Here is a 22,037-nt window from a genome sequence, read left to right on the forward strand (position 1 = left end):
GATTAAAACTCAAAGGAATTGACGGGGGCCCGCACAAGCGGTGGAGCATGTGGTTTAATTCGAAGCAACGCGCAGAACCTTACCAGCCCTTGACATCCCGATCGCGGTTACCAGAGATGGTTTCCTTCAGTTAGGCTGGATCGGTGACAGGTGCTGCATGGCTGTCGTCAGCTCGTGTCGTGAGATGTTGGGTTAAGTCCCGCAACGAGCGCAACCCTCGCCCTTAGTTGCCATCATTCAGTTGGGCACTCTAAGGGGACTGCCGGTGATAAGCCGAGAGGAAGGTGGGGATGACGTCAAGTCCTCATGGCCCTTACGGGCTGGGCTACACACGTGCTACAATGGTGGTGACAGTGGGCAGCGAGACCGCGAGGTCGAGCTAATCTCCAAAAGCCATCTCAGTTCGGATTGCACTCTGCAACTCGAGTGCATGAAGTTGGAATCGCTAGTAATCGTGGATCAGAATGCCACGGTGAATACGTTCCCGGGCCTTGTACACACCGCCCGTCACACCATGGGAGTTGGTTTTACCCGAAGGTGCTGTGCTAACCGCAAGGAGGCAGGCAACCACGGTAGGGTCAGCGACTGGGGTGAAGTCGTAACAAGGTAGCCGTAGGGGAACCTGCGGCTGGATCACCTCCTTTCTAAGGAGACGCGTGAACAGGTAACAGTTAGGCTGGTCTTTCACATGTCTATTAGAACAAAGGTTGCAAGCCAGTCAGCTTGACAACCGTGCATACAATGCAGGGACTGCCGCCTACGTTTCTCTTTCTTTGATGTTTTTGTAAGCGCTCACGCACGTGCGGTCCTTTGGACCTGTGCTCCGCGAGGGCGCGGCACGAGCCGCGACGGCCGGTCGGCCTCCTTTGGTGACCTACCGTCTAAGGACGGGCGCACGGCACGAGCTGCGACGCGTAAGCGCGCTGCATTTGACGGTTGATCCGCCAAATCAGGGCTTGTAGCTCAGTTGGTTAGAGCGCGCGCTTGATAAGCGTGAGGTCGGAGGTTCAAGTCCTCCCAGGCCCACCATATTCCTATACCTTTACGGGGGCGTAGCTCAGCTGGGAGAGCACCTGCTTTGCAAGCAGGGGGTCGTCGGTTCGATCCCGTCCGCCTCCACCAAGGTTCTTGGCAAGGTTCTTGGCAGATGGACGGAGCAAAAACATCATCTAAAGAAGCAAGTTTGCAGCTTGTGAGGCTTTGAGCCTTTCGGTTGCCTGTTCTGTATGAAATCGTGAAGAGAAGATAAATTCGGATTGTTCCGGATGTTCAAGGGTTTGCACCTTCTGGTGCGGGTCCGCCGGCCTTCGGGCCATGAACGCCGGAAAATGTCGCAAGGGATGCTCATCAAAAGCCCTTGCAGAAGATTGGCCGCTTAACCGCAGAGCCATCGGATTTATCTCGAGAAGCTGGTCTTTTTTGTCAAATCGATTGTTGCTGAATGTTTGGTTGTCCATTGGTATCCCCCATGGAGACGAAATGTTCGTGAAGGCAAGGATGGATATTGGCAATGAGAATGATCAAGTGTCTTAAGGGCATTTGGTGGATGCCTTGGCATGCACAGGCGATGAAGGACGTGATACGCTGCGATAAGCGTCGGGGAGGTGCGAATACCCTTTGATCCGACGATTTCCGAATGGGGAAACCCACCTTAGATATCTAGAAAATTATTTTGGTTGGAAGATTGATCACAACCATTGGACGGGCTGCCTTCCCAGAAGGACGCGCCCATACAGACCGCTCGGTCGTCGGCCACTTTTGGCCGCCCCAGCGGAGCGCCAGTCCGAAGGACGTACGGCGCGTGAGCGATCGGTAGAACCAAAATAATTTCTAGATATCAAAATAAGGTATCTAACTTTCGAATACATAGGGGTTAGAAGCGAACCCGGGGAACTGAAACATCTAAGTACCCGGAGGAAAGGACATCAAACGAGACTCCGTAAGTAGTGGCGAGCGAACGCGGACCAGGCCAGTGGCTTTTATGAGACAAGTGGAACACCTTGGAAAGGGTGACCGAAGTGGGTGATAGTCCCGTACACGTAATGCGAATAAAAGTCCTTGAGTAGGGCGGGACACGTGAAATCCTGTCTGAACATGGGGAGACCACTCTCCAAGCCTAAGTACTCGTGCATGACCGATAGCGAACCAGTACCGTGAGGGAAAGGTGAAAAGCACCCCGACAAGGGGAGTGAAAGAGATCCTGAAACCGAATGCCTACAAACAGTTGGAGCCCAAGATTTGTTCTGGGTGACAGCGTACCTTTTGTATAATGGGTCAGCGACTTAGTCTGACGAGCAAGCTTAAACCGGTAGGTGTAGGCGCAGCGAAAGCGAGTCTGAACAGGGCGTTCAGTTCGTCGGATTAGACCCGAAACCAAGTGATCTAGCCATGAGCAGGTTGAAGGTAAGGTAACACTTACTGGAGGACCGAACCCGCATCTGTTGCAATAGATTGGGATGACTTGTGGCTAGGGGTGAAAGGCCAATCAAACTTGGAGATAGCTGGTTCTCCGCGAAATCTATTTAGGTAGAGCGTCGATCGAATACCTTCGGGGGTAGAGCACTGGATGGGCTAGGGGATCTCACCGATTTACCAAACCTAACCAAACTCCGAATACCGAAGAGTACTAATCGGCAGACACACGGCGGGTGCTAACGTCCGTCGTGAAGAGGGCAACAACCCTGACCACCATCTAAGGTCCCTAAGTTATGGCTAAGTGGGAAAGGATGTGAGGATCCCAAAACAACCAGGATGTTGGCTTAGAAGCAGCCATCATTTAAAGAAAGCGTAACAGCTCACTGGTCTAAATAAGGGTCTTTGCGCCGAAAATGTACCGGGGCTAAAGCCATACACCGAAGCTGTGGATTCTTTGGAACCTTCGGGTTCCCGGGAGTGGTAGCGGAGCGTTCTGTAAGCCGTTGAAGAGAGACCCGTGAGGGCTCTTGGAGGTATCAGAAGTGAGAATGCTGACATGAGTAACGATAAAGGGAGTGAGAGACTCCCTCGCCGAAAGTCCAAGGGTTCCTGCTTAAAGTTAATCTGAGCAGGGTTAGCCGGCCCCTAAGGCGAGGCCGAAAGGCGTAGTCGATGGGAACCACGTTAATATTCGTGGGCCTGCGGGTAGTGACGGATCGCGTATGTTGTTCTTCCTTATTGGATTGGAAGGGCTTCGAAGCGGTTCCAGGAAATAGCTCCCGCGTATAGACCGTACCCTAAACCGACACTGGTGGACTGGTAGAGAATACCAAGGCGCTTGAGAGAACTGCGTTGAAGGAACTCGGCAAATTGCACGCGTAACTTCGGAAGAAGCGTGACCCTTATGTACGCAAGTATGTGAGGGTGGCACAGACCAGGGGGTAGCGACTGTTTACCAAAAACACAGGGCTCTGCGAAGTCGCAAGACGACGTATAGGGTCTGACGCCTGCCCGGTGCTGGAAGGTTAAGAGGAGAGGTGCAAGCTTTGAATCGAAGCCCCAGTAAACGGCGGCCGTAACTATAACGGTCCTAAGGTAGCGAAATTCCTTGTCGGGTAAGTTCCGACCTGCACGAATGGCGTAACGACTTCCCCGCTGTCTCCAACGCAGACTCAGTGAAATTGAATTCCCCGTGAAGATGCGGGGTTCCTGCGGTTAGACGGAAAGACCCCGTGCACCTTTACTATAGCTTTACACTGGCATTCGTGTCGGCATGTGTAGGATAGGTGGTAGACTTTGAAGCGGGGGCGCCAGCCTTCGTGGAGTCATCCTTGAAATACCACCCTTACCTATATGGATGTCTAACCGCGGTCCGTTATCCGGATCCGGGACAGTGTATGGTGGGTAGTTTGACTGGGGCGGTCGCCTCCTAAAGAGTAACGGAGGCGCGCGATGGTGGGCTCAGACCGGTCGGAAATCGGTCGTCGAGTGCAATGGCATAAGCCCGCCTGACTGCGAGACTGACAAGTCGAGCAGAGACGAAAGTCGGTCATAGTGATCCGGTGGTCCCGCGTGGAAGGGCCATCGCTCAACGGATAAAAGGTACGCCGGGGATAACAGGCTGATGACCCCCAAGAGTCCATATCGACGGGGTTGTTTGGCACCTCGATGTCGACTCATCGCATCCTGGGGCTGGAGCAGGTCCCAAGGGTATGGCTGTTCGCCATTTAAAGCGGTACGTGAGTTGGGTTCAGAACGTCGTGAGACAGTTCGGTCCCTATCTGCCGTGGGTGTAGGAATATTGACAGGATCTGTCCCTAGTACGAGAGGACCGGGATGGACGTATCTCTGGTGGACCTGTTGTGGCGCCAGCCGCATAGCAGGGTAGCTATATACGGACGGGATAACCGCTGAAGGCATCTAAGCGGGAAACCCACCTGAAAACGAGTATTCCCTTGAGAGCCGTGGAAGACCACCACGTTGATAGGCCGGGTGTGGAAGTGCGGCAACGCATGAAGCTTACCGGTACTAATAGCTCGATTGGCTTGATCATTCTCATTACTTATATCCATCGCGAAGCGATGAATTGACTGTCTCACGCGCCGTATCGCCCCTTTGGGGCGGGCGCTGCGACGGCGCGCCGGACGTCCGGCGACGACCTAGCGGTCTGTATAGGTACTTTCTGGAACTTCGGTTCTAGGAAAAGCTCCAAATACAGCACGATAGTGCGTCGCGGCTCGTGCCGCGCCCCCGCGGAGCACAGCCCGATAGGGCTGATATGCGTGAGCGACATTCAACACAAACAAAACCAGCTTCTCTTTCATCGTTGCTTTTTGCTGACCTGGTGGTTACAGCGGAGCGGCTGCACCCGATCCCATTCCGAACTCGGCCGTGAAACGCTCCAGCGCCAATGGTACTTCGTCTCAAGACGCGGGAGAGTAGGTCGCTGCCAGGTCTGCCAAACGCAACATGAAATCATAATCTCTCCACATCCCATACGTTCCAATCAACAGGCCGCATCAAGCGGCCTTTTGCTTTTGCAAAACAGCAGGCACAAGTGCATAATTACACGCCGCTTCAAACGCGGTAGCCGGAAATACCGGCATGGTGGCAAGGGGTGCAGCAGCCCCGTCCGACCGCAGAAGCCTCAAAGCTTCCAGGACGGACAAACGGAGATATCCGGGCTGTACCGTCTGACCGCAGGGCAACGCCCGAGGACAGGCACACGAAAACGGCAATCGCCGGATATGGTGGCGCGGGGTGGAGCAGCCCGGTAGCTCGTCAGGCTCATAACCTGAAGGTCACAGGTTCAAATCCTGTCCCCGCAACCAAATCCCTCACAACACAATCTCAAAACACAAACATTAACCCCGCTCCGGCGGGGCTTTGTCGTTTAAAGAAGGCCGGAGCAGCCCTCTTAAAACTGCACGGCGCCCGTATTTGCGCCGCACAGGAGAACGCCAACACGTTCGTCCGGACCGGCAACATATTTCTGCGCCAGAAGCGCGGCAAAGGCGGCGGCGCCACCGGGCTCAGCGACAATACGCAGCCGCTCCCAAAGGGCCGACTGCGCAGCTCGAATGTCATCGTCCGAGACAAGCACGGACTGCGCGACAAAATCCCGGGCAAACGGGAACATCAGTTCTCCGACGCGCCTGGGCGCCAGGGAATCGGCGGCGATGCCTTCCGTCGGCGCATCGACGGGTCTGCCTGCGCTGAATGCCTGGTGCAGGGTCGGTGCCCCCTCCGGTTCCACAGCGACGATTTTGACGCGGCCGCAAAACCAGGCGGCAATCCCGCCAATCAGGCCGCCGCCACCCACCGCGACCAACAGGGTCGTGATGGCAGGCAGGTCCATTTCGATTTCCAGGCCAAGCGTTCCCTGGCCGAGCAGGGTTTCCGGCTGATCGAAGGCGTGAACCGGCATGGCCCTGCGTTCCGCCACGAACTGCTCGCTCGCCGCCAGGGCATCGGCATACCGGTCTCCGGAAACAACAAGGTTTGCACCGTAACCGCGAATGCGGTCCGCCTTGGCAGGTGCGGTGACGCCGGGCACGAATATGGTTGCGGGTATGCCAAGCCGCATGGCCGCGTAGGCGACGGCAGCACCATGATTGCCGCCCGACGCGGCAACAACGCCCGTTTCCGGCACTGGGCGGGTGAGAAGGTTGGCAAAGGCGCCGCGCGCCTTGAACGAACCAGAGTGCTGCAGAAATTCAAGTTTGAAATCGACGCCGCGCGGTGGCAGGCCGAAGTCACCGAGATCGGCCCGTATGACCGGAGTATGCCGGATGTGCGGCCGGATGAGACGCTCGGTTTCAACAATGCGTTCCGGCGTGATCTGTATTGGGCTGGACATGGTGCGAACTCACGATGCGAAGAGCCCAGCTTAGAGCGCTCTCGCCTGCAAATGCAACTTTTGTGGTTTGCTGCAGATCCTTTGTTCACACTATTCCCTTTGCATTTGCCGGACAGGCGCCGCATGGGGCGGATGAATATCATATATATTTCAAATGCTTGTTTGTTTTCTCCGGCGATCTTGTCAACCGCGTTGACTCATTCGGCAACTTCTGATTATCTAAAATAACAAATGAGCGATATTTGCTCAAATGTAGATTTACCAGAAAAATGAGTCTTTGGGGAGGAAAACCATGCTCAACCGTCGCAGCTTTTTGTTCAGATTCGCCTTTGCCGGAACCGCCATTTCATTGGTGGCAGGTATGGGCATGACCGCAGCCAATGCGGAAGGCCTGAAAATCGGGTTCAGTCAGGTGACCTTGCAGTCGCCCTTTTATGTGCAGCTCAAGACAGGAGCGGAAGCGGCCGCCAAGGCCGGCGGCGATACTCTGGTTTTCCTCGATGCCAATGGTGACGTCAGCAAGCAGAACAATGACATTCAGGATCTGATTACGCAGGGCGTGAGCGCGCTGATCATCAACCCGGTCAATCCCGATGCGGTCGTGCCATCGCTCGAAGCAGCCGTTGCTGCCGGTATTCCGGTCATTACGGTTGACCGCAGCGTCAACGGCAAGGGCGTTACCGCTCATGTCGGCCGCGACAACAAGAACATGGGCAAGCTGGTCGGTGAAGCGGTTGTCGCGCGCCTGAAGGCTGACGGTGTCGAGAAAGCCAAGATCATCGAGATCCAGGGCGATGCCGGCGGCGCGGTCATGATGGACCGGCGCGACGGTTTTCATAGCGCCATTGAAGGATCGGGTCACACTATCGTCGAAGGCCCCTATGCGGAATACATCCGTGCCAATGCGGTCACCGCCATGCAGGACCTGCTTCAGGCCAATCCGGATGTGAAGGTTGTCTATGCGCACAATGACGATATGGCGCTTGGCGCCCTGCAGGTCCTGAAGGAAAACAACCGCAACGATGTGCTGGTTGCCGGTGTGGATGGTTTGTCGGAAGCGCTCGCCATCATTGCCGACGGCGGCAATTACATCGGTTCGGCGCTGAATGATCCCAAATATCTCGGTGATGTGACAATTCAGGTTGCCCGCGAAGCGGCGGCCAAGAAGCCGGTTTCGTCCTTTGTCGATGCGGGCACGGCACTGGTGACGTCCAAGAATGTTGCGGATTTCCCCCGCGCCGGACTATTTGCCGAATATCGCCCGCACGTTCTCGGCCAGTAAGGCCTCCTCCCGAGCCTGCGGAGCACACCTGTTCCGCAGCTCTCATTATTATAGACCTACAGGATACCATGATGCGTGCAGCAGTTCTCTATGCCCCGGGCGATATTCGCCTTGAAGACGTCCCGGAACCACAGATCAAACCGGGACACGTGATTGTCCGCGTCGCGTCGGTGGGTGTGTGCGGGTCGGATCTGCCGCGCATGCTGATCAAGGGCGCACACAGGATGCCGCTCATCTGCGGCCATGAGTTTTCCGGTCATATCACTGAGCTTGGCGAAGGCGTTGAAGGCTTTGACCTCGGCGAACTGGTGGCCATTCCGCCGATGCTGCCATGCTTCGAATGCGACCAGTGCCAGAAGGGGCAGTTTTCGCGCTGCCGTGACTATGATTATTTCGGTTCGCGCCGGGACGGCGCCTATGCGGAATTCGTCTGCGTTCCCGTTTCCAACCTTTTGAAGACACCAAAGGGGATTGACCCAAGAGCGGTCGCCATGACTGATCCTGCGTCGATTGCCATTCACGCAATTTGGAAGGCCGGCGGTATCGGAATGGGTCAGCGCGGCGGCGTCATCGGCTGTGGCCCGATTGGCCTGTTTGCCATTCAATGGCTCAAGCTGATGGGCGCGAGCGATGTGGTTGCCGTCGATGTATCGGAGGAAAAGCTGGCCATGGCGCGGCGTGCCGGTGCAACGCACACATTCCTGTCCGGTGCGGACATTCCCGCCAACCTGCTTTGCGATACGATTATCGAAGCCGCTGGACATCCGTCGTCGATCAACATGGCGGTGAAGATGGCCGCACCGAGTGGTCATGTGGTCTTCATCGGGATTCCGGTTGCGGAGGTAACCCTGGACAACAAGACATTCCAGCATTTCCTGCGGCAGGAGGTATCGCTGCATGGCTCGTGGAATTCGTTCGGCGCGCCCTATCCGGGACCGCAATGGACGGTGACGCTGGAAAAGCTGGGATCCGGCGCACTGGAATGGGAATTCATGATAACCCATGATCTCGACCTTGCCGAGTTGCCGGGAATGTTCGAAAAGTTCCGGACAGACAGGAGCATGTTCTTTTCGAAGGTCATGTTCCGGCCCTGAAAGACTTCGGGAAGAGGCAGGGAATCGAGGGAGGAGACGGCAGGATGACACTTGTCCTGAACTTTGATCTTGGCACGGGAGGAGTCCGCGCCGGTGTTTACGATGTCGAGCGCAGGACCATGCTCTCGCTGTCGGAAGCCAGCTATTCCACCATATATCCCCGTGCAGGCTGGGCAGAACAGCAGCCCGAGGAATGGTGGAACGCGCTTCTGAGGGCCGGCCGTCAGGCCGTCGAGCAATGCGGATCGACTGAAATAGCTGCGGTTTGTGTTGCCACGACTGCTTCCTCCGTTGTGATTTGCGACAGGGAAAGCATGCCGCTTTATCCGGCCATTCTCTGGATGGACTGCCGGGCGGCCAAAGAGGCTCGCGCCACGGAAAAGGTTGATCATCCCGTCATGGCCTATAGCGGCGGCGGCGATGCCGTCGAATGGCTGGTTCCCAAGGCGATGTGGCTGGCCGAACACGAACCAGCCATCTTTGACGAGGCTGATATCATTTGCGAAGCGCTGGATTTCATCAACTACAGGCTGTGCGGCGCGTGGGTAGGCTCGCGCATGAATGCCGCCTGCAAGTGGAATTATGATTCAAAGAATGGCACGTTTGTTCCAGAGATCTATGAAGCGCTCGCTATTCCCGCGTTGCAGGACAAGCTGCCGCAAAGGATCGTTCCGGTTGGCGATGCTATCGGATCATTGAAACCGGACGTTGCCGCAGCCCTTGGCATCGCTTCGCAACCGCTTCTTGCCCAGGGTGGCATCGATGCGCATATCGGTGTGCTTGGTGCGGGAACCGTTGCTGCGGGTGGAATGCTGATCATCGGCGGGACATCCGTTGTGCATCTGACGCACCTGAAGGAACAGGGGAATGTGACCGGCTTCTGGGGACCTTATCCCAATGCACTCGTCGATGGGTTGTGGCTGGTGGAGGCGGGGCAGGTTTCGGCCGGGTCAATCCTCAACTGGTTCAGCAGCACGATTTTCGGATTGGACGAGCAGGGCCACCGCGATCTGATCCGCCAGGCGTCCGTGGTTTCGGCGCAGGATTCAGGCCTTTTGACGCTTGATTATTGGATGGGCAACCGCACACCCTACCGGGATGCGGATCTGCGCGGGGCAATCCTCGGCCTGTCGCTCAGTCACGACAGGGCAGACATCTATTCCTCGGCGGTGGATTCCATTGCGCTTGGTTCCGCCAATGTCGTTGCGGTTCTGGAAGAACGCGGCGTTTCCGTCGAGCAGATCGTCATGGCTGGCGGCATCTGCAAGAACCCGCTGTGGTTGCAGGCGACAATCGACGCAATCGGCCGGCCCGTTCACGTGGCGAGTGATGACAATCTCTCTCTCATCGGAACGGCCGTGTGTTCCGCCCGTGCGCTTGGACTGTTTCCCGACCTCATCGCGGCGTCGGAAGCCTGCGCTGCTCCGGCGCGGGAAGTGCAGCCTGACCCCGTGCGCAGCAGGCGCTATCGGGATACGATGGCGCTCTATCGGGATACGACCGAAACATTAGCACCGGCGCTGCATGCATTGAGCGCAAGGCAATTGGCGGGGGCTGCACAATGAGCGACGCACGGATCAATCCATCTGTCCGGTTGCCTTCCGACGAGCAGCGGGAGCACCTGATGGTGCGCGTCGCCAAGCTTTATTATGATCTTGAGCGTACCCAGAGCGAGATTGCCACGGAACTCGGTCTGACGCGCTGGCAGGTAGGGCGACTGCTCATCGAAGCCAAGGAATTGGGGGTTGTTCGCATCGAGATCACGCCGCGCGCCTATCGGCGGACGGAGCTCGAGGTGCGCCTGCAACAGGAATTCGGCCTGCGCGACGCCATCGTCGTCCCATCGGGCGGAACGACGGATTCAGCCCTTCTCATGGAAAGTGTGGCGCAGGCAGCGGCGAAATACCTGGCCGGCCTCAATCCCAAGGCCGATCTGATCGGTGTCTCCTGGGGCCGCACCATGTCCGCGGTTGCCAAATTCTTGCCGAACAACTGGAACCCGGGCGTGCATGTGGTTCTGGTGAACGGCTCGACGAATTTGCGTTCGACCTCAACCCATACAAGTGCCGTTGCGGAGGAATTCGCCAAGGCAGGCAACGGCATCGCCACGCTTTTGCCGGTTCCTGCCATATTGGGCAAGAAAAGCACCCGCGAAGTGCTTGAAGAAGATCCAATCATCGAGCGTGTTCTCAAACTTGCGATGCAGGCGGATGTGGTCTGTTTCGGCATGGGCGGCATTACACACGAATCCGTGCTGCTCAGTTCCGGTTATCTTGAAGAGGCCGATATCGACCGGCTGAAAGATGCGGGCGCCGTCGGAGACATTCTTGGCCGCTTCCTCGACAAGGATGGCAACATCGTTGATCAGACCATTGACGACCGCACGGTTGGGCTTCGGCTTGATTACCTCAAGACCAAGCAGCGCTCGATCGGGGTCGTTGCGGGTGAGGAAAAATTGCAGATAGCTTTGGCTGCCCTGAAGGCCGGTTTTGTCTCGGTCATCGTTACCGACGAAGCAACGGCCCGCTATGCATTGGAGGCCGCAAGTGACGACTGATGTTCTGACCGTCCACCAGGTGTCGAAGAAATTCCCGCCCAATATCACGGCCCTGGAATCGGCTTCGCTGAATGTCCGTGCCGGAGAGGTGCATTGTCTTCTTGGCGCCAATGGCGCCGGCAAATCGACACTGCTCAAAATCATAGCGGGAGCTTTCCGCCCGACCGACGGTTCGCTTCTGCTGGATAGCGAGCCTGTTGAACTGCATTCTCCGTCTCAGGCCGCGCGGCTTGGCATTTCGATGATCTATCAGGAACTGGACCTTGTCCCGCAACTGACCGTCGAACAGAACCTGTTTCTCGGCCATGCACCGGGCCGGTTTGGATTGATCAATCACAGGGAGCGCCGGGAACGGGCAGCCGCAGCGTTGAGGCGCGTCGGCGCGCATTTCAAACCGGAAGCGCGGGTCGAGACCCTGTCGGTCGCCAACCAGCAACTGACCGCTATTGCCCGCTCGCTAACCATGGATGCCAAGATCATCATCATGGACGAGCCATCGGCATCGCTCAATGAAACCGAGCTTGAGAGCGTGTTCAAGGTCATTCGCGAACTCGTCAGGCAGGGGGTTGCCATACTCTATGTGAGCCACCGGCTGGGTGAGCTGCGCGAAATCGGCGACCGGGTCACCGTATTGCGCGGTGGCAGGACCATCGAGACATTCGACGTCAAGAGCACCGGGGATGGTGCATTGGTGGAAGCGATCATTGGCAAACAGCGCTCGCTGATCGAACGGAAAACCCGCGAACCGGTGACCGGCGATGTCGCGCTGTGTGTCAACCGGCTGCGCGGACCGGAAGGACTTGATATCAGCGGTCTCGACGTGCGCTGGGGCGAGGTCGTCGGCTTGACCGGGCTGAATGGCTCCGGTCGTACTTCGTTCCTCAAGTCCCTCTTCGGCGCCAACCGTTTCGACGGTGACATCAAGCTGGAAGGCAAGTCCTTCCATCCGCGTCACCCGGCTCACGCCATCCGCAGCGGTATCGGCTTGGTGCCGGAAAACCGCAAGACGGAAGGCCTCGTCCTGCACGCCCCGATCTACAAGAATGCAACACTGCCATCCATGCGCGAGAGCTGGCTGACGCGCCATTCGCTGCAAAAGCAAAAGACGGCGCCGGTCCTGAAAAGCCTGTCGACCAAATATGGACGGCCGGAGCAGGCTGTCGTGCAGCTTTCCGGCGGCAACCAGCAGAAGGTCGTCCTGGCAAAATGGATCATCAATGGCGCGCGCGTGCTGCTTCTCGATGAGCCCAGCCGTGGCCTCGATATCGGCGCCAAGGCAGATCTCTACAATCTGGTCGACAGGCTCGCCCGGGAAGGGGCTGCCGTCATTGTCGCCAGCAGCGAGCTCGATGAGCTTTATGCCGCCTGCGACACGATCTGGGTCTTTCATGAAGGCCGCAACATCGGCAAATACGATCCCTCGGTTGCGGACCGCGACGCAATATTGAGGGCAACAATTCTGGGTGAAAATCATGTCCAACACTGAAACCGCGTTGCCGCCAGCCGATACGCCGGCATTCGGCAAGCGTCTTGTCGATCTGGCGATCGAGTACAACTTCATCGTCATCTTTCTGGCAGTGGTTGTTATCGCGACCTCGCTGTCGAGCAACTTCCTGACCTTTACCAATATTGCCAATCTGTTTCAGCAGGCTGCGGTTGTTGGTGTGGTTGCCATCGGCATGACTTTCGTCATCCTGACCGGCAATATCGACCTTTCTGTCGGCAGTGTCGTCGCGCTTTGCGGCATGCTGGTCGCCGTGCTGATGTCGCACGGCTTTGATCCCTTCGTGGCGGTTGCGATAACGGCACTCGTGGGGACGGCCTGCGGTGCCGGGATGGGGGCAATCAGCGCGCTTGCCCAGGTGCCGAGCTTTATCGTGACTTTGGCCGGGCTCGTCTCGTTCCGTGGCATCACCTATCTGATGACCGACGGTGTACCTGTGAGCGGTCTGCCGCAGGGTTTCGCGTCGATCAGCTCGACGATGATCCCGCTTCTGCCCGGCTTCTCCCTGTCGTCGATGGGTCTGATCTTCGTTGTCCTGTGCATTGTCGCGGGTCTGGTGCTGCGCTTCACCGTGTTCGGCGAATATGTCTTCGCGACGGGTGGCAATCCGGAAGCAGCACGGCTGTCCGGCCTGCCGACCCGCTTCATGATCACGGCGGTTTTCGCGGTGTCAGGGTTCATGGCAGCATTGGGCGGTATTCTTCTGACATCGCGCCTGCGCATTGGCCAGCCTACAGCGGCGCAGGGGCTTGAGCTTGACGCCATCGCTGCAGTTGTGCTGGGTGGTACCAGTCTTTTCGGTGGACGTGGCGGCGTGCTCGGTACCTTTTTTGCCGTGATGCTGCTGCAGGTTCTCCGCAACATATTCAATCTTCTGGGATTGGGCTCCTTCTACCAGATGACTGTCACCGGTATCATCATCGTTGCAGCCATCCTGCTCAATCGCTTCATCGATCATAGGAAGGGTCGGGGATGAACACGCAACAACCATTGGTCCAAAAGGGCACGGAAATCCAAATGCCACATTCCCACGCGCGCAACACCGGTACGAAACTTCTGCCGGACTGGTTCGAGGACATCGCGGTCAACCGTTCGGCTACGGAGCGCCGGGCGGCGACACTGACCACCAGGCGAACGGTCAAGAAGGAGTATCAGGCAGCCTGGCTCGTTAAGGCGATCACCTGCATCGACCTGACGACTCTTGCCGGCGACGACACGGCGGGCCGCGTCCGCCGCCTATGCGCCAAGGCGAAAAAGCCGGTGCGGGACGACATTCTGGAAGCGCTCGGGCTTGCCGATGCGCATATCACAACGGGTGCGGTCTGCGTCTATCCGACGATGGTTCCCCACGCGGTCAAGGCGCTGGAAGGTTCGGGCATTCCCGTTGCATCCGTTGCCACGGGTTTTCCCGCTGGCCTGACCCCGCTGCCGCAGCGCCTGGCCGAGATTCACTATGCGGTGGGCGAGGGTGCCAAGGAGATCGATATCGTCATCACACGCGAACACGTTCTCACCCAGAACTGGTCGGCGCTTTATGATGAGATTGCCCGGATGCGTGAGGCTTCGGGCGAGGCGCATATGAAAGCCATTCTGGCAACCGGCGATCTCAACACGCTGCGCAATGTCTACCGTGCGTCGATAGTTGCGATGCAGGCCGGTGCCGATTTCATCAAGACGTCGACCGGCAAGGAAGATGTCAATGCCACGCTGCCCGTCAGTCTGGTGATGCTGCGCGCCTTGCGGGACTATGGCGAGCTTTCTGGCCAGACCGTGGGCTTCAAGCCTGCGGGCGGCATGAAGACGGCTAAGGATGCCATGAACTGGCTGATCCTGATGAAGGAAGAATTGGGGTTGCCGTGGATGCAGCCGGATTTGTTCCGGCTCGGAGCCAGCTCGATGCTTGGCGATATCGAACGGCAGCTGGAACATTATGTGACGGGTCGCTATGCCGCGTCTTCGCGCCACGCACTCGCTTGAGGAACAGGAATATGGGACAGATCAAGGATATTCTTCGCACGATGGAATATGGCCCGGCACCAGAGAGCAATACCGACGTCCAGAGCTGGCTTGATGCCAACAAGGCGGGTTTTGGTCACTTCATCAATGGCAAGTTCACCGGCACCGAGGGCCGCGAGACATTTGCCGTCATCAATCCGGCCAATGATGCCGTTCTGACGAAGGTGGCACACGGCACGGCGGCCGATGTCGATGCGGCTGTGAAGGCGGCCCGCGTGGCCTTCGGCAAATGGTCGAAGCTGCCCGGTCACGAGCGCGCCAAATATCTCTACGCGATTGCCCGCCATATCCAGAAGCGCGAGCGCTTCTTCTCCGTTCTGGAGACCATGGACAATGGCAAGCCGATCCGCGAGACCCGCGACATCGATATTCCGCTGGTCGCCCGGCATTTCTACCATCACGCGGGTTGGGCGGAGATGGTGGAAACAGAATTCGAAGGCTTTTCACCCGTGGGTGTCTGCGGTCAGGTGATCCCGTGGAATTTCCCGCTGCTGATGCTGGCGTGGAAAATCGCGCCGGCGCTTGCCGCCGGCAATACAGTTGTTCTCAAACCGGCCGAACTGACACCGCTGACAGCGGTTGCCTTCGCCGAAGTCTGTCACGAAATCGGCCTGCCCGCTGGTGTCGTCAACATCGTCCACGGCGATGGCGCGACGGGTGCAGCGATCTGTGGCCATGACGACATCGACAAGGTGGCCTTCACCGGTTCGACCGAAGTTGGCCGGATCATCCGCGAGCAGATTGCCGGTTCGGAGAAGAAGCTGTCGCTGGAGCTGGGCGGCAAGTCGCCTTTCATCGTGTTCGAAGATGCCGATATCGATGGCGCTATCGAGGGCGTGGTCGATGCCATCTGGTTCAATCAGGGTGAGGTATGCTGTGCCGGTTCGCGTCTTCTCATCCAGGAAGGCATCGCCGAGCGGTTTTATGCAAAACTGCGCAAGCGCATGGAAACCCTGCGGGTCGGTGATCCGCTCGACAAGACCATGGATGTCGGCGCTATTGTCTCCAAGGGACAGCTGAAGCGCATTACATCGCTGGTCGAGCAGGGCAAGGCAGAGGGCGGTACGCTCTGGCAGGCGCCGGTAACACTGCCCAGCAAGGGTGCATTCTTTGCACCGGGTTTCTTCACCGATGTCGAGCCAGCGTCGACCGTGTGCGAAGTGGAGATTTTCGGACCGGTTGCCACAGCAACGACGTTCCGTACACCTGATGAAGCCATCGCCCTTGCCAACAACACCAAATACGGACTGGCAGCTTCCGTTTGGTCGGAAAACATCAATCTGGCGCTGGATATGGCTGCCCGCGTCAAGGCGGGTGTGGTCTGGATCAATTCCACCAACCTGCTCGATGCGGGTGCCGGTTTTGGCGGGTATCGCGAGAGCGGCTATGGCCGCGAGGGCGGACGTGAAGGGCTCTATGAGTACCTGACCGCAGATTGGGAGAAGCGTCTGCCAGCCGGCAAGGCCGAACAGGCATTCAAGCCATCGGCAGCGCCGGACGGCGAGGCAAAAATGGCGCTTGGCGGTTCAATTGATCGCACCGTCAAGAACTACATTGGCGGCAAGCAGGCACGCCCCGACGGCGGTTACAGCTATTCGGTCGTCGGCAAGGGCGGCCAAGTCATCGGTCAGGCCGGCATCAGCAACCGCAAGGATATCCGCAATGCCGTGGAAGCGGCTGCGAAGGCTGGTTCCTGGGGTGGCGTCACGGCGCATAACCGGGCACAGGTGCTGTACTATCTCGGCGAAAACTTGAGCGCGCGGCAGGCCGAATTTGAAGCATTGCTGGTGGAGAGCACCGGCGTTTCAGCCAAGGTGGCAGCTGACGAATTCGCAACTGCGCTTCGCCGCATATTCTATTATGCCGCACAGTCCGACAAATATGACGGTGCCGTGCATTCCACCAAGTCACGCCATGTGACGCTGGCAATGAACGAGCCATGGGGGGTCGTCGGTATCGTCTGCCCGGACGAACAGCCGCTGCTGGCGTTCATCTCGCTGGTTCTGCCTGCCATTGCCATGGGCAACCGCGTCGTGGCCGTACCATCCGCCAGACATCCGCTGCTCGCAGCCAATCTCTATCAGGTGCTGGACACCTCGGATGTTCCGGGCGGCGTGGTCAATATCGTCACCGGCGAACGTGATGTTCTGGCGAAGACCCTGGCTGAACACGACGAAGTGGATGCGCTGTGGTACGCGGGCTCAAAAGAAGGCAGCGCGATGGTTGAAAAGGCATCGTGCGGTAATCTGAAAGCCACCTGGGTCAACAATGGCCGCCAGCGGGACTGGGCGAACACGCAACAGGGGCAGGGCAAGGATTATCTGCGCCGCGCCGTCCAGGTGAAGAACATCTGGGTCCCCTACGGCGAATAGGCCAAGCAAAAGGCCGCACCGGTTTATACCGGTGCGGCCTTTCGATGTGAACGGTCTCAGCTCTTTGGCAGACCGGGCGGGTTGGTGGTTGCCTTGTCGATGGCTTCCGAGCCAAGATTCCAGCGATCGAGCACCTTTTTATATTTGCCATCGGCGATGACTGCGTTAAGCGCCGTTGTGACACCGTCCGCCACGCCGCTGCCTTTGCGGGTTGTCACGGCCACTTCAGCGGTGATCGGCCAGCCGCCGCTGACGGTTCCGACGAGCTTGGTCTTGCCGTTGACGGCGGCTTTATAGGCTTGGGTTGCATTGACGCTGAAGACGGCGTCGGCACGCCCGGATTCGATTGCCAGATACTTCACCGCATCATCGTCATAATACTGGACTTCGATGGCTTTCAGGCCTTTGTCGACATTTTCCTTGTCCCAGGCCAGCAGGATTTTCTCCTGATTGGTGCCGGCATCGGTAATCACCTTCAGCCCGGCGATATCCTTGGGTTCCTTGATGGCCTTGATGGCGCTGTCCGCCTTGACGTAGTAGCCCAGCTCATCCTTGCGATAGGTGGAGAAATCGAACTTCTCCTTGCGCTGTTCGGTAACGGTGACGTTGGAAATCACCGCATCGAACTTGCCGGATTCAAGCCCAAGCGGCCAATCGGCCCACGCGACCGGTACCAGTACCAGCTCGCGTCCGAGGCTGTCCGCCACCAGTTGGGCAAGATCGACGTCAAAGCCGACGACGGTGGTGGCATCGCTGGCATAGGTGCTGAGCGGCGGGTTGGACGGGTGCAGCCCGATGGTGAGCTTGCCGTCGCTGACGAATTTGAAGCTCTTGGAGACAGCTTCAATTGCCTTCTGATTTTTCTCGGCCCGCACGCGGTCTTTCTGGTCCGGGCTGAGATCGAAGCCGTCCCCGGCAGCAAAGGCGAGATGGGTCGTGGCGGCAATAAATGCCCCGGCCACAAAGGATAGAAGTCGCAGTCTGGTTGTCATGGATAACCCCTTGAGTGTGGTTTGTTGGTTGATGGTCAGCGCCGTGCCCCCGCACTGATGCGCACGGGCTGATTGCCCCAGCCGATTTCCGGAGCGATGTGGGAGATGAAATCGGAGAGGATTTGCTGATATTCGTGCTGTTGGAACTCGTAGGGCAGTTCCAGCCGCAACTCTCCGACGCGCGCCACGATCGGGTCGTTGAAAAGCTGTTCGAGAATCTGCTCGGATGTTCCGACAAGATCTTTGGGGAACAGCGTACGGCGGCCACCCTGTGGCTTCAGCGTGCGCTCATAACGGCTTGCCGCATAGTCAGCATATTTCTTCCGGGTTGCAGCATCCGCGCTGTCAGTCGGGACGATCACACGCCCGAGCGATACCCGGCGGAAGATGCCGTCGAGATTGTGATGGTAAGCGTCGAGCTGACGACCCTGGGCTTCGTAGAAATCATCGGTGTTTTCACCGGCGGTCACATTGCCGATCATCAGATTGAAGCCATTCCTGCCGGCCCATCCCACGGATCGGAGCGACCCGCCGCCATACCAGATCCGGTTGACCAACCCCTCGGCATGCGGTTGCAGGCGCGGCCGTTGCGGCCCGCCCGGCGTTGCGATGAATGTCTGGGGATCGGCGAGAAATTCACCGCGCAGGTTGTCGGCGAAGCGAATGACACGCTCGTGGGAAAGGTCGTATTCCTTCCAGTCGCCATCAAATACCCGCGGGCCGAGCAGCTCCGCATGGGCTGGTGTACCGGCACTCAGGCCGACGTTGAGCCGTCCCCGCGCCAGGACGTCAACGGTCGAAAGGTCCTCGGCAAGCCGGTAGGGACTCTCAAAACCGATCTGGATGACCGCTGTCCCCAGCTGGATGCGGCTGGTGCGCTGGGTTGCCGCGGCAAGAAACACGCCCGCGGAGGATATGCCATGCTCAAGGTGGCGCTGCCGCACCCAGCCGCTGTCAAATCCCAGCTTCTCGCCGAATTCCAGCAGTTGGAGCGTGTTCTCCAATCCTTCATATGGATTGTCATCCCGGTAATTACCCGGTGTGAGGAAGCCGACGTGATTGACGGCGAGGGATGTGTTCGTCATGGGAGAAGCCCTTGTTGCTTGTTCGTGAACCAATCGTGGCGTCAGATTTTCGGCAGGCCGGGAGGATTGGTCCGCGATTTGTCGAGGGCTTCGGGGCCGAGTTTCCAGCGTTCCAGCAACTGGGCATATTTACCGTCGGCGATCAGTTCATTGATTGCTGCGGTCAAGCTATCGGCAATGCCGCTCCCCTTGCGGGTGGTGATTGCAACGTCGGCGATGAGCGGCCATCCGGCATTCACCGTTCCCACCAGTTTGATCTTGTGATCGATCGCCGCGCGATAGGCCTGAGGCGCATTGGGATTGAATTCCGCATCGGCCCGGCCCGACTGGATGGCAAGCGCGCTGACCGCGTCATCGTCATAATACTGGAGCTCAACAGGCTTCAGCCCCTTTGCTGCATTCTGCTTGTCCCATTCGAGCAGGATTTTTTCCTGGATGGTGCCCGATCCCGTGATGATCCTGAGCCCGGCAATATCCTTTGGCTCCTTGATCGATGCGATCGGACTATCGGCTTTGACGTAGAAACCATGCAGGCCGAGGCGGTAGGTGGAGAAATCGAATTTCTCCTTGCGCTGCTCCGTGACGCCGACATTGGAAATGACGGCGTCGAACTTTCCCGATTCCAGGCCGAGTGGCCAATCCGCCCAGGCAACCGGCACCAGTTCCAGCTTCCTGCCCAGGATATCGGCAATCAGCTGGGCGAAGTCCGGATCATAGCCGACCACAGTCTTGGCATCCGTTGCGTAGGTGCTGAGCGGCGGGTGCGCGACGCTGATGCCGACGGTGAGTGTATCGTCCCTGACGAATTTGAACGTCGCGGGAATCGAGGCAATGACCTTTTCGCTCTTTTCCGCGCGGATACGGCCACTCTGGTCGGGGCTGAGGTCAAAGCCTTCGGCGTGAACCATGGCGAGACCGGAAACGGTGGCGATAAGCACTGCCAGAGCGAAGGAGATGTGGGATGGGCGAAATATCATGCTGCTTTCCTTGGATATGGGCATGCCGGAACCGGCGCTGGGGCTAGAGAACCTTGGCCAGAAACTCGCTGGTGCGGGCATTCCTTGGCCGGTTCAGGATCTGTTCGGGCGCTCCCGTCTCAATGACCTTGCCGCCATCCATGAAGATCACCGTGTCGGCCACTTCCCGGGCAAACCCGATCTCGTGGGTAACGATGATGAGAGTCGTGCCGGAGCGGGCCAGTTCCTTGATGACATCCAGCACCTCGCCGACCAATTCGGGGTCGAGTGCGGATGTCGGCTCATCGAACAGCAGCACTTTCGGCCGCAGGGCCAGCGCCCGTGCAATCGCCACGCGCTGTTGCTGCCCGCCGGAGAGCTGCCGCGGATAGGCGTCGATCTTGTCGCTGAGGCCAACGCGGGCAAGCAGTTCCCGTGCGAGGCCGACGGCTTCCGGGCGGGTCAGCTGGCCGAGTGATACCGGTGCCTCGATGATATTCTCGAGAACGGTGAGGTGTGGGAACAGGTTGAAGCTCTGGAACACCATGCCGATATCGGCGCGGCGTTTGAGAATGTCCTTCTCCTTCAGTTCATAGAGTGTCCGGCCGCTTTTGCGATAACCGACCAGCTCGTTGTCCACGGTGATGAAACCGTCGTCGACGCGCTCCAGATGATTGATGGTGCGCAGCAGGGTGGACTTGCCGGAGCCAGAAGGGCCGAGGATCGCGGTGACGCTGCCTGCCTTGATGTCGAGCCGGATATCGTCGAGCACCTTAAGCTGGCCAAAGCTTTTGGAAACACCCTGGATTTTCACCGATCCCGGCGCCCGCCAAGTGGCGAGAGGTATGCTGCGGTCGCTGGTTCTAGCCGCGGCCGTAATTTGCAGGGCGGACACGGTTGCGCTCCGCGGACGGGCAAGAATCGGGGCACCGAAGAGCCGGCGAAACAGTTTGCGGAAAATCGGGGCGGGAGGATTACGCAGCGCGCCCTTGGAGAAGTGCCGTTCGATATAGTGCTGGGCGACCGACAGCACGGTCATGATGATCAGGTACCAGACCGTTGCCACCATCAGCAGCGGAACCACTTCGAGGTTGCGGCGATAGATCACCTGAACCGTGTAGAAGAGCTCCGGCAGGGCCAGCACGTAGACCATGGATGTGCCCTTGGCCAAGCCGATGATCTCGTTGAATCCGGTGGGAAGAATGGTGCGCATGGCTTGCGGCAGGACGATGCGGAAAGCCTGCCGGCGCCGGGGCAGGCCGAGCGCGGCCGCGGCTTCAAGCTGGCCTTGGTCGACGGACAGGATACCCCCGCGGATGATTTCAGAGGAGAAGGCTGCCTGATTGAGGCTGAGACCGATGAGCGCCGCTGCAAAAGGGCTGAGGATCGAGATGGTTGGATATTCGGCAAAGAGAATATCCGTGTAGGGCACGCCAATGCGCACCGTCGCATAGAGATAGCCGAGATTGTTGAGGATCAGGAGCAGCACGATCAGCGGGATCGAGCGCAGAAGCCAGATATAGGCCCAGGACAGACCTGACAGAAGGGGCGATTTCGACACGCGGGCGAGCGCAAGCGCTGTTCCCAGCGCGAAGCCGAGAATGGTTGCGAGTACGGTCAGCAGGAGCGTGCGCGCCAGGCCAGCCAAAACGGGAGCCGAGAAGAACCATTCGGCAAAAACGTTCCATCCCCATTTCGGATTGGTCAGAATGGATTGAAGCGTGACAGCAATGATCAGCGCGGCAAACAATGTTCCGAAGAAACGTGCCGGGTATTTCGCTTTCACAATCCTGTAGTGGGTGTAATCCTCGGTTGTGGCGGCGGGCGGCTGGACGGAATGTGTAGCCGAATAGTCTGCTGTAATCGCCATGCTTGCAAATTCCCCTGTGCAACACTTTTCAGTCG

General features: G+C 58.2%; 14 protein-coding genes, 3 tRNA genes and 3 rRNA genes. 14 read left to right on the forward strand and 6 right to left on the reverse strand.

The features are described 5' to 3' along the window. The 3 genes from ACZ5FP_RS18180 to ACZ5FP_RS18190 all read left to right on the forward strand — a co-directional run. Window positions 1-644, forward strand: a 16S ribosomal RNA gene (locus ACZ5FP_RS18180); the annotation flags it as partial. Between the two features lie 308 nt (window positions 645-952). Further along, a tRNA-Ile gene (locus tag ACZ5FP_RS18185) sits at window positions 953-1,029 on the forward strand. Window positions 1,030-1,046: 17 nt separating this feature from the next. Next, a tRNA-Ala gene (locus ACZ5FP_RS18190) sits at window positions 1,047-1,122 on the forward strand. A 47-nt stretch (window positions 1,123-1,169) separates the two neighbouring features. On the opposite strand, the gene ACZ5FP_RS18195 is transcribed toward ACZ5FP_RS18190, so the two are convergent. Beyond that, on the reverse strand, window positions 1,170-1,457 hold the full coding sequence (locus ACZ5FP_RS18195; RefSeq protein WP_464661485.1) for a hypothetical protein: 288 nt from the start codon (window positions 1,455-1,457) through the stop codon (window positions 1,170-1,172). A 61-nt stretch (window positions 1,458-1,518) separates the two neighbouring features. On the opposite strand from ACZ5FP_RS18195, the gene ACZ5FP_RS18200 reads away from it, so the two are divergent. The 3 genes from ACZ5FP_RS18200 (at window position 1,519) to ACZ5FP_RS18210 (ending at window position 5,246) form a co-directional block, all read left to right on the forward strand. After that, window positions 1,519-4,468: ribosomal RNA gene (locus ACZ5FP_RS18200) — 23S ribosomal RNA — on the forward strand. A gap of 287 nt (window positions 4,469-4,755) precedes the next feature. Further along, window positions 4,756-4,870, forward strand: a 5S ribosomal RNA gene (gene rrf, locus ACZ5FP_RS18205). Between the two features lie 299 nt (window positions 4,871-5,169). Further along, window positions 5,170-5,246 (forward strand) — tRNA-Met (locus tag ACZ5FP_RS18210). Between the two features lie 86 nt (window positions 5,247-5,332). On the opposite strand, the gene ACZ5FP_RS18215 is transcribed toward ACZ5FP_RS18210, so the two are convergent. Then, window positions 5,333-6,274, reverse strand: a complete 942-nt coding sequence (locus ACZ5FP_RS18215; RefSeq protein WP_464663371.1) for a threonine/serine dehydratase — start codon at window positions 6,272-6,274, stop codon at window positions 5,333-5,335. Between the two features lie 292 nt (window positions 6,275-6,566). Between ACZ5FP_RS18215 and ACZ5FP_RS18220 the strand changes: the two genes are divergently transcribed. The 8 genes from ACZ5FP_RS18220 to ACZ5FP_RS18255 all read left to right on the forward strand — a co-directional run bounded on the left by ACZ5FP_RS18220 (window position 6,567) and on the right by ACZ5FP_RS18255 (window position 17,099). Beyond that, entirely contained in the window at window positions 6,567-7,556 is a 990-nt protein-coding gene (locus ACZ5FP_RS18220; RefSeq protein WP_464663372.1) for a substrate-binding domain-containing protein, read from the forward strand. Between the two features lie 71 nt (window positions 7,557-7,627). Continuing rightward, a complete protein-coding gene (locus tag ACZ5FP_RS18225; protein WP_464663998.1) occupies window positions 7,628-8,650 on the forward strand; it encodes a galactitol-1-phosphate 5-dehydrogenase in 1,023 nt (340 codons plus the stop codon). A 44-nt stretch (window positions 8,651-8,694) separates the two neighbouring features. Next, entirely contained in the window at window positions 8,695-10,215 is a 1,521-nt protein-coding gene (locus tag ACZ5FP_RS18230) for an FGGY-family carbohydrate kinase (protein ID WP_464663373.1), read from the forward strand. Next, window positions 10,212-11,207 carry a sugar-binding transcriptional regulator gene (locus ACZ5FP_RS18235; protein WP_346305145.1) on the forward strand — a complete coding sequence of 332 codons (996 nt, stop codon included), beginning with the start codon at window positions 10,212-10,214 and terminating at the stop codon, window positions 11,205-11,207. The genes ACZ5FP_RS18230 and ACZ5FP_RS18235 overlap by 4 nt, the downstream gene beginning before the upstream one ends. After that, entirely contained in the window at window positions 11,197-12,693 is a 1,497-nt protein-coding gene (locus ACZ5FP_RS18240; protein WP_464663375.1) for a sugar ABC transporter ATP-binding protein, read from the forward strand. Before ACZ5FP_RS18235 ends, ACZ5FP_RS18240 begins: the two co-directional genes overlap by 11 nt. After that, complete coding sequence (locus ACZ5FP_RS18245) at window positions 12,680-13,687, forward strand: ABC transporter permease (protein WP_403185084.1); 1,008 nt, start codon at window positions 12,680-12,682, stop codon at window positions 13,685-13,687. Before ACZ5FP_RS18240 ends, ACZ5FP_RS18245 begins: the two co-directional genes overlap by 14 nt. 41 nt (window positions 13,688-13,728) lie before the next feature. After that, window positions 13,729-14,688 (forward strand): deoxyribose-phosphate aldolase, encoded by a 960-nt coding sequence (gene deoC, locus ACZ5FP_RS18250; RefSeq protein ID WP_464663377.1) that lies wholly within the window; start codon window positions 13,729-13,731, stop codon window positions 14,686-14,688. Window positions 14,689-14,699: 11 nt separating this feature from the next. Beyond that, window positions 14,700-17,099: an aldehyde dehydrogenase family protein gene (locus ACZ5FP_RS18255; protein ID WP_464663378.1), complete on the forward strand. Its 2,400-nt coding sequence runs from the start codon at window positions 14,700-14,702 to the stop codon at window positions 17,097-17,099. 56 nt (window positions 17,100-17,155) lie between these two features. Here ACZ5FP_RS18255 and ACZ5FP_RS18260 read toward each other — a convergent pair whose 3' ends face one another. The 4 genes from ACZ5FP_RS18260 to ACZ5FP_RS18275 are packed head-to-tail and all read right to left on the reverse strand — an operon-like array spanning window position 17,156 to window position 22,002. After that, window positions 17,156-18,091, reverse strand: a complete 936-nt coding sequence (locus ACZ5FP_RS18260; RefSeq protein ID WP_464663379.1) for an ABC transporter substrate-binding protein — start codon at window positions 18,089-18,091, stop codon at window positions 17,156-17,158. A 35-nt stretch (window positions 18,092-18,126) separates the two neighbouring features. Further along, entirely contained in the window at window positions 18,127-19,176 is a 1,050-nt protein-coding gene (locus tag ACZ5FP_RS18265) for an LLM class flavin-dependent oxidoreductase (protein WP_464663381.1), read from the reverse strand. Window positions 19,177-19,217: 41 nt separating this feature from the next. Then, window positions 19,218-20,153, reverse strand: a complete 936-nt coding sequence (locus tag ACZ5FP_RS18270; protein WP_464663382.1) for an ABC transporter substrate-binding protein — start codon at window positions 20,151-20,153, stop codon at window positions 19,218-19,220. Between the two features lie 43 nt (window positions 20,154-20,196). Further along, window positions 20,197-22,002: an amino acid ABC transporter permease/ATP-binding protein gene (locus ACZ5FP_RS18275; RefSeq protein WP_464663384.1), complete on the reverse strand. Its 1,806-nt coding sequence runs from the start codon at window positions 22,000-22,002 to the stop codon at window positions 20,197-20,199. Window positions 22,003-22,037: the final 35 nt, after the last annotated feature.

This window comes from Phyllobacterium sp. T2-21 (genome assembly GCF_055378485.1).

Coding starts and splice junctions, on each gene's coding strand:
- ACZ5FP_RS18235 (WP_346305145.1), top strand. CDS start 10,212: ATGAGCGACGCACGGATCAATCCATCTGTCCGGTTGCCTTCCGACGAG.
- ACZ5FP_RS18225 (WP_464663998.1), top strand. CDS start 7,628: ATGCGTGCAGCAGTTCTCTATGCCCCGGGCGATATTCGCCTTGAAGAC.
- deoC (WP_464663377.1), top strand. CDS start 13,729: ATGCCACATTCCCACGCGCGCAACACCGGTACGAAACTTCTGCCGGAC.
- ACZ5FP_RS18265 (WP_464663381.1), bottom strand. CDS start 19,176: ATGACGAACACATCCCTCGCCGTCAATCACGTCGGCTTCCTCACACCG.
- ACZ5FP_RS18215 (WP_464663371.1), bottom strand. CDS start 6,274: ATGTCCAGCCCAATACAGATCACGCCGGAACGCATTGTTGAAACCGAG.
- ACZ5FP_RS18220 (WP_464663372.1), top strand. CDS start 6,567: ATGCTCAACCGTCGCAGCTTTTTGTTCAGATTCGCCTTTGCCGGAACC.
- ACZ5FP_RS18255 (WP_464663378.1), top strand. CDS start 14,700: ATGGGACAGATCAAGGATATTCTTCGCACGATGGAATATGGCCCGGCA.
- ACZ5FP_RS18230 (WP_464663373.1), top strand. CDS start 8,695: ATGACACTTGTCCTGAACTTTGATCTTGGCACGGGAGGAGTCCGCGCC.
- ACZ5FP_RS18245 (WP_403185084.1), top strand. CDS start 12,680: ATGTCCAACACTGAAACCGCGTTGCCGCCAGCCGATACGCCGGCATTC.
- ACZ5FP_RS18195 (WP_464661485.1), bottom strand. CDS start 1,457: ATGGACAACCAAACATTCAGCAACAATCGATTTGACAAAAAAGACCAG.
- ACZ5FP_RS18260 (WP_464663379.1), bottom strand. CDS start 18,091: ATGACAACCAGACTGCGACTTCTATCCTTTGTGGCCGGGGCATTTATT.
- ACZ5FP_RS18275 (WP_464663384.1), bottom strand. CDS start 22,002: ATGGCGATTACAGCAGACTATTCGGCTACACATTCCGTCCAGCCGCCC.
- ACZ5FP_RS18270 (WP_464663382.1), bottom strand. CDS start 20,153: ATGATATTTCGCCCATCCCACATCTCCTTCGCTCTGGCAGTGCTTATC.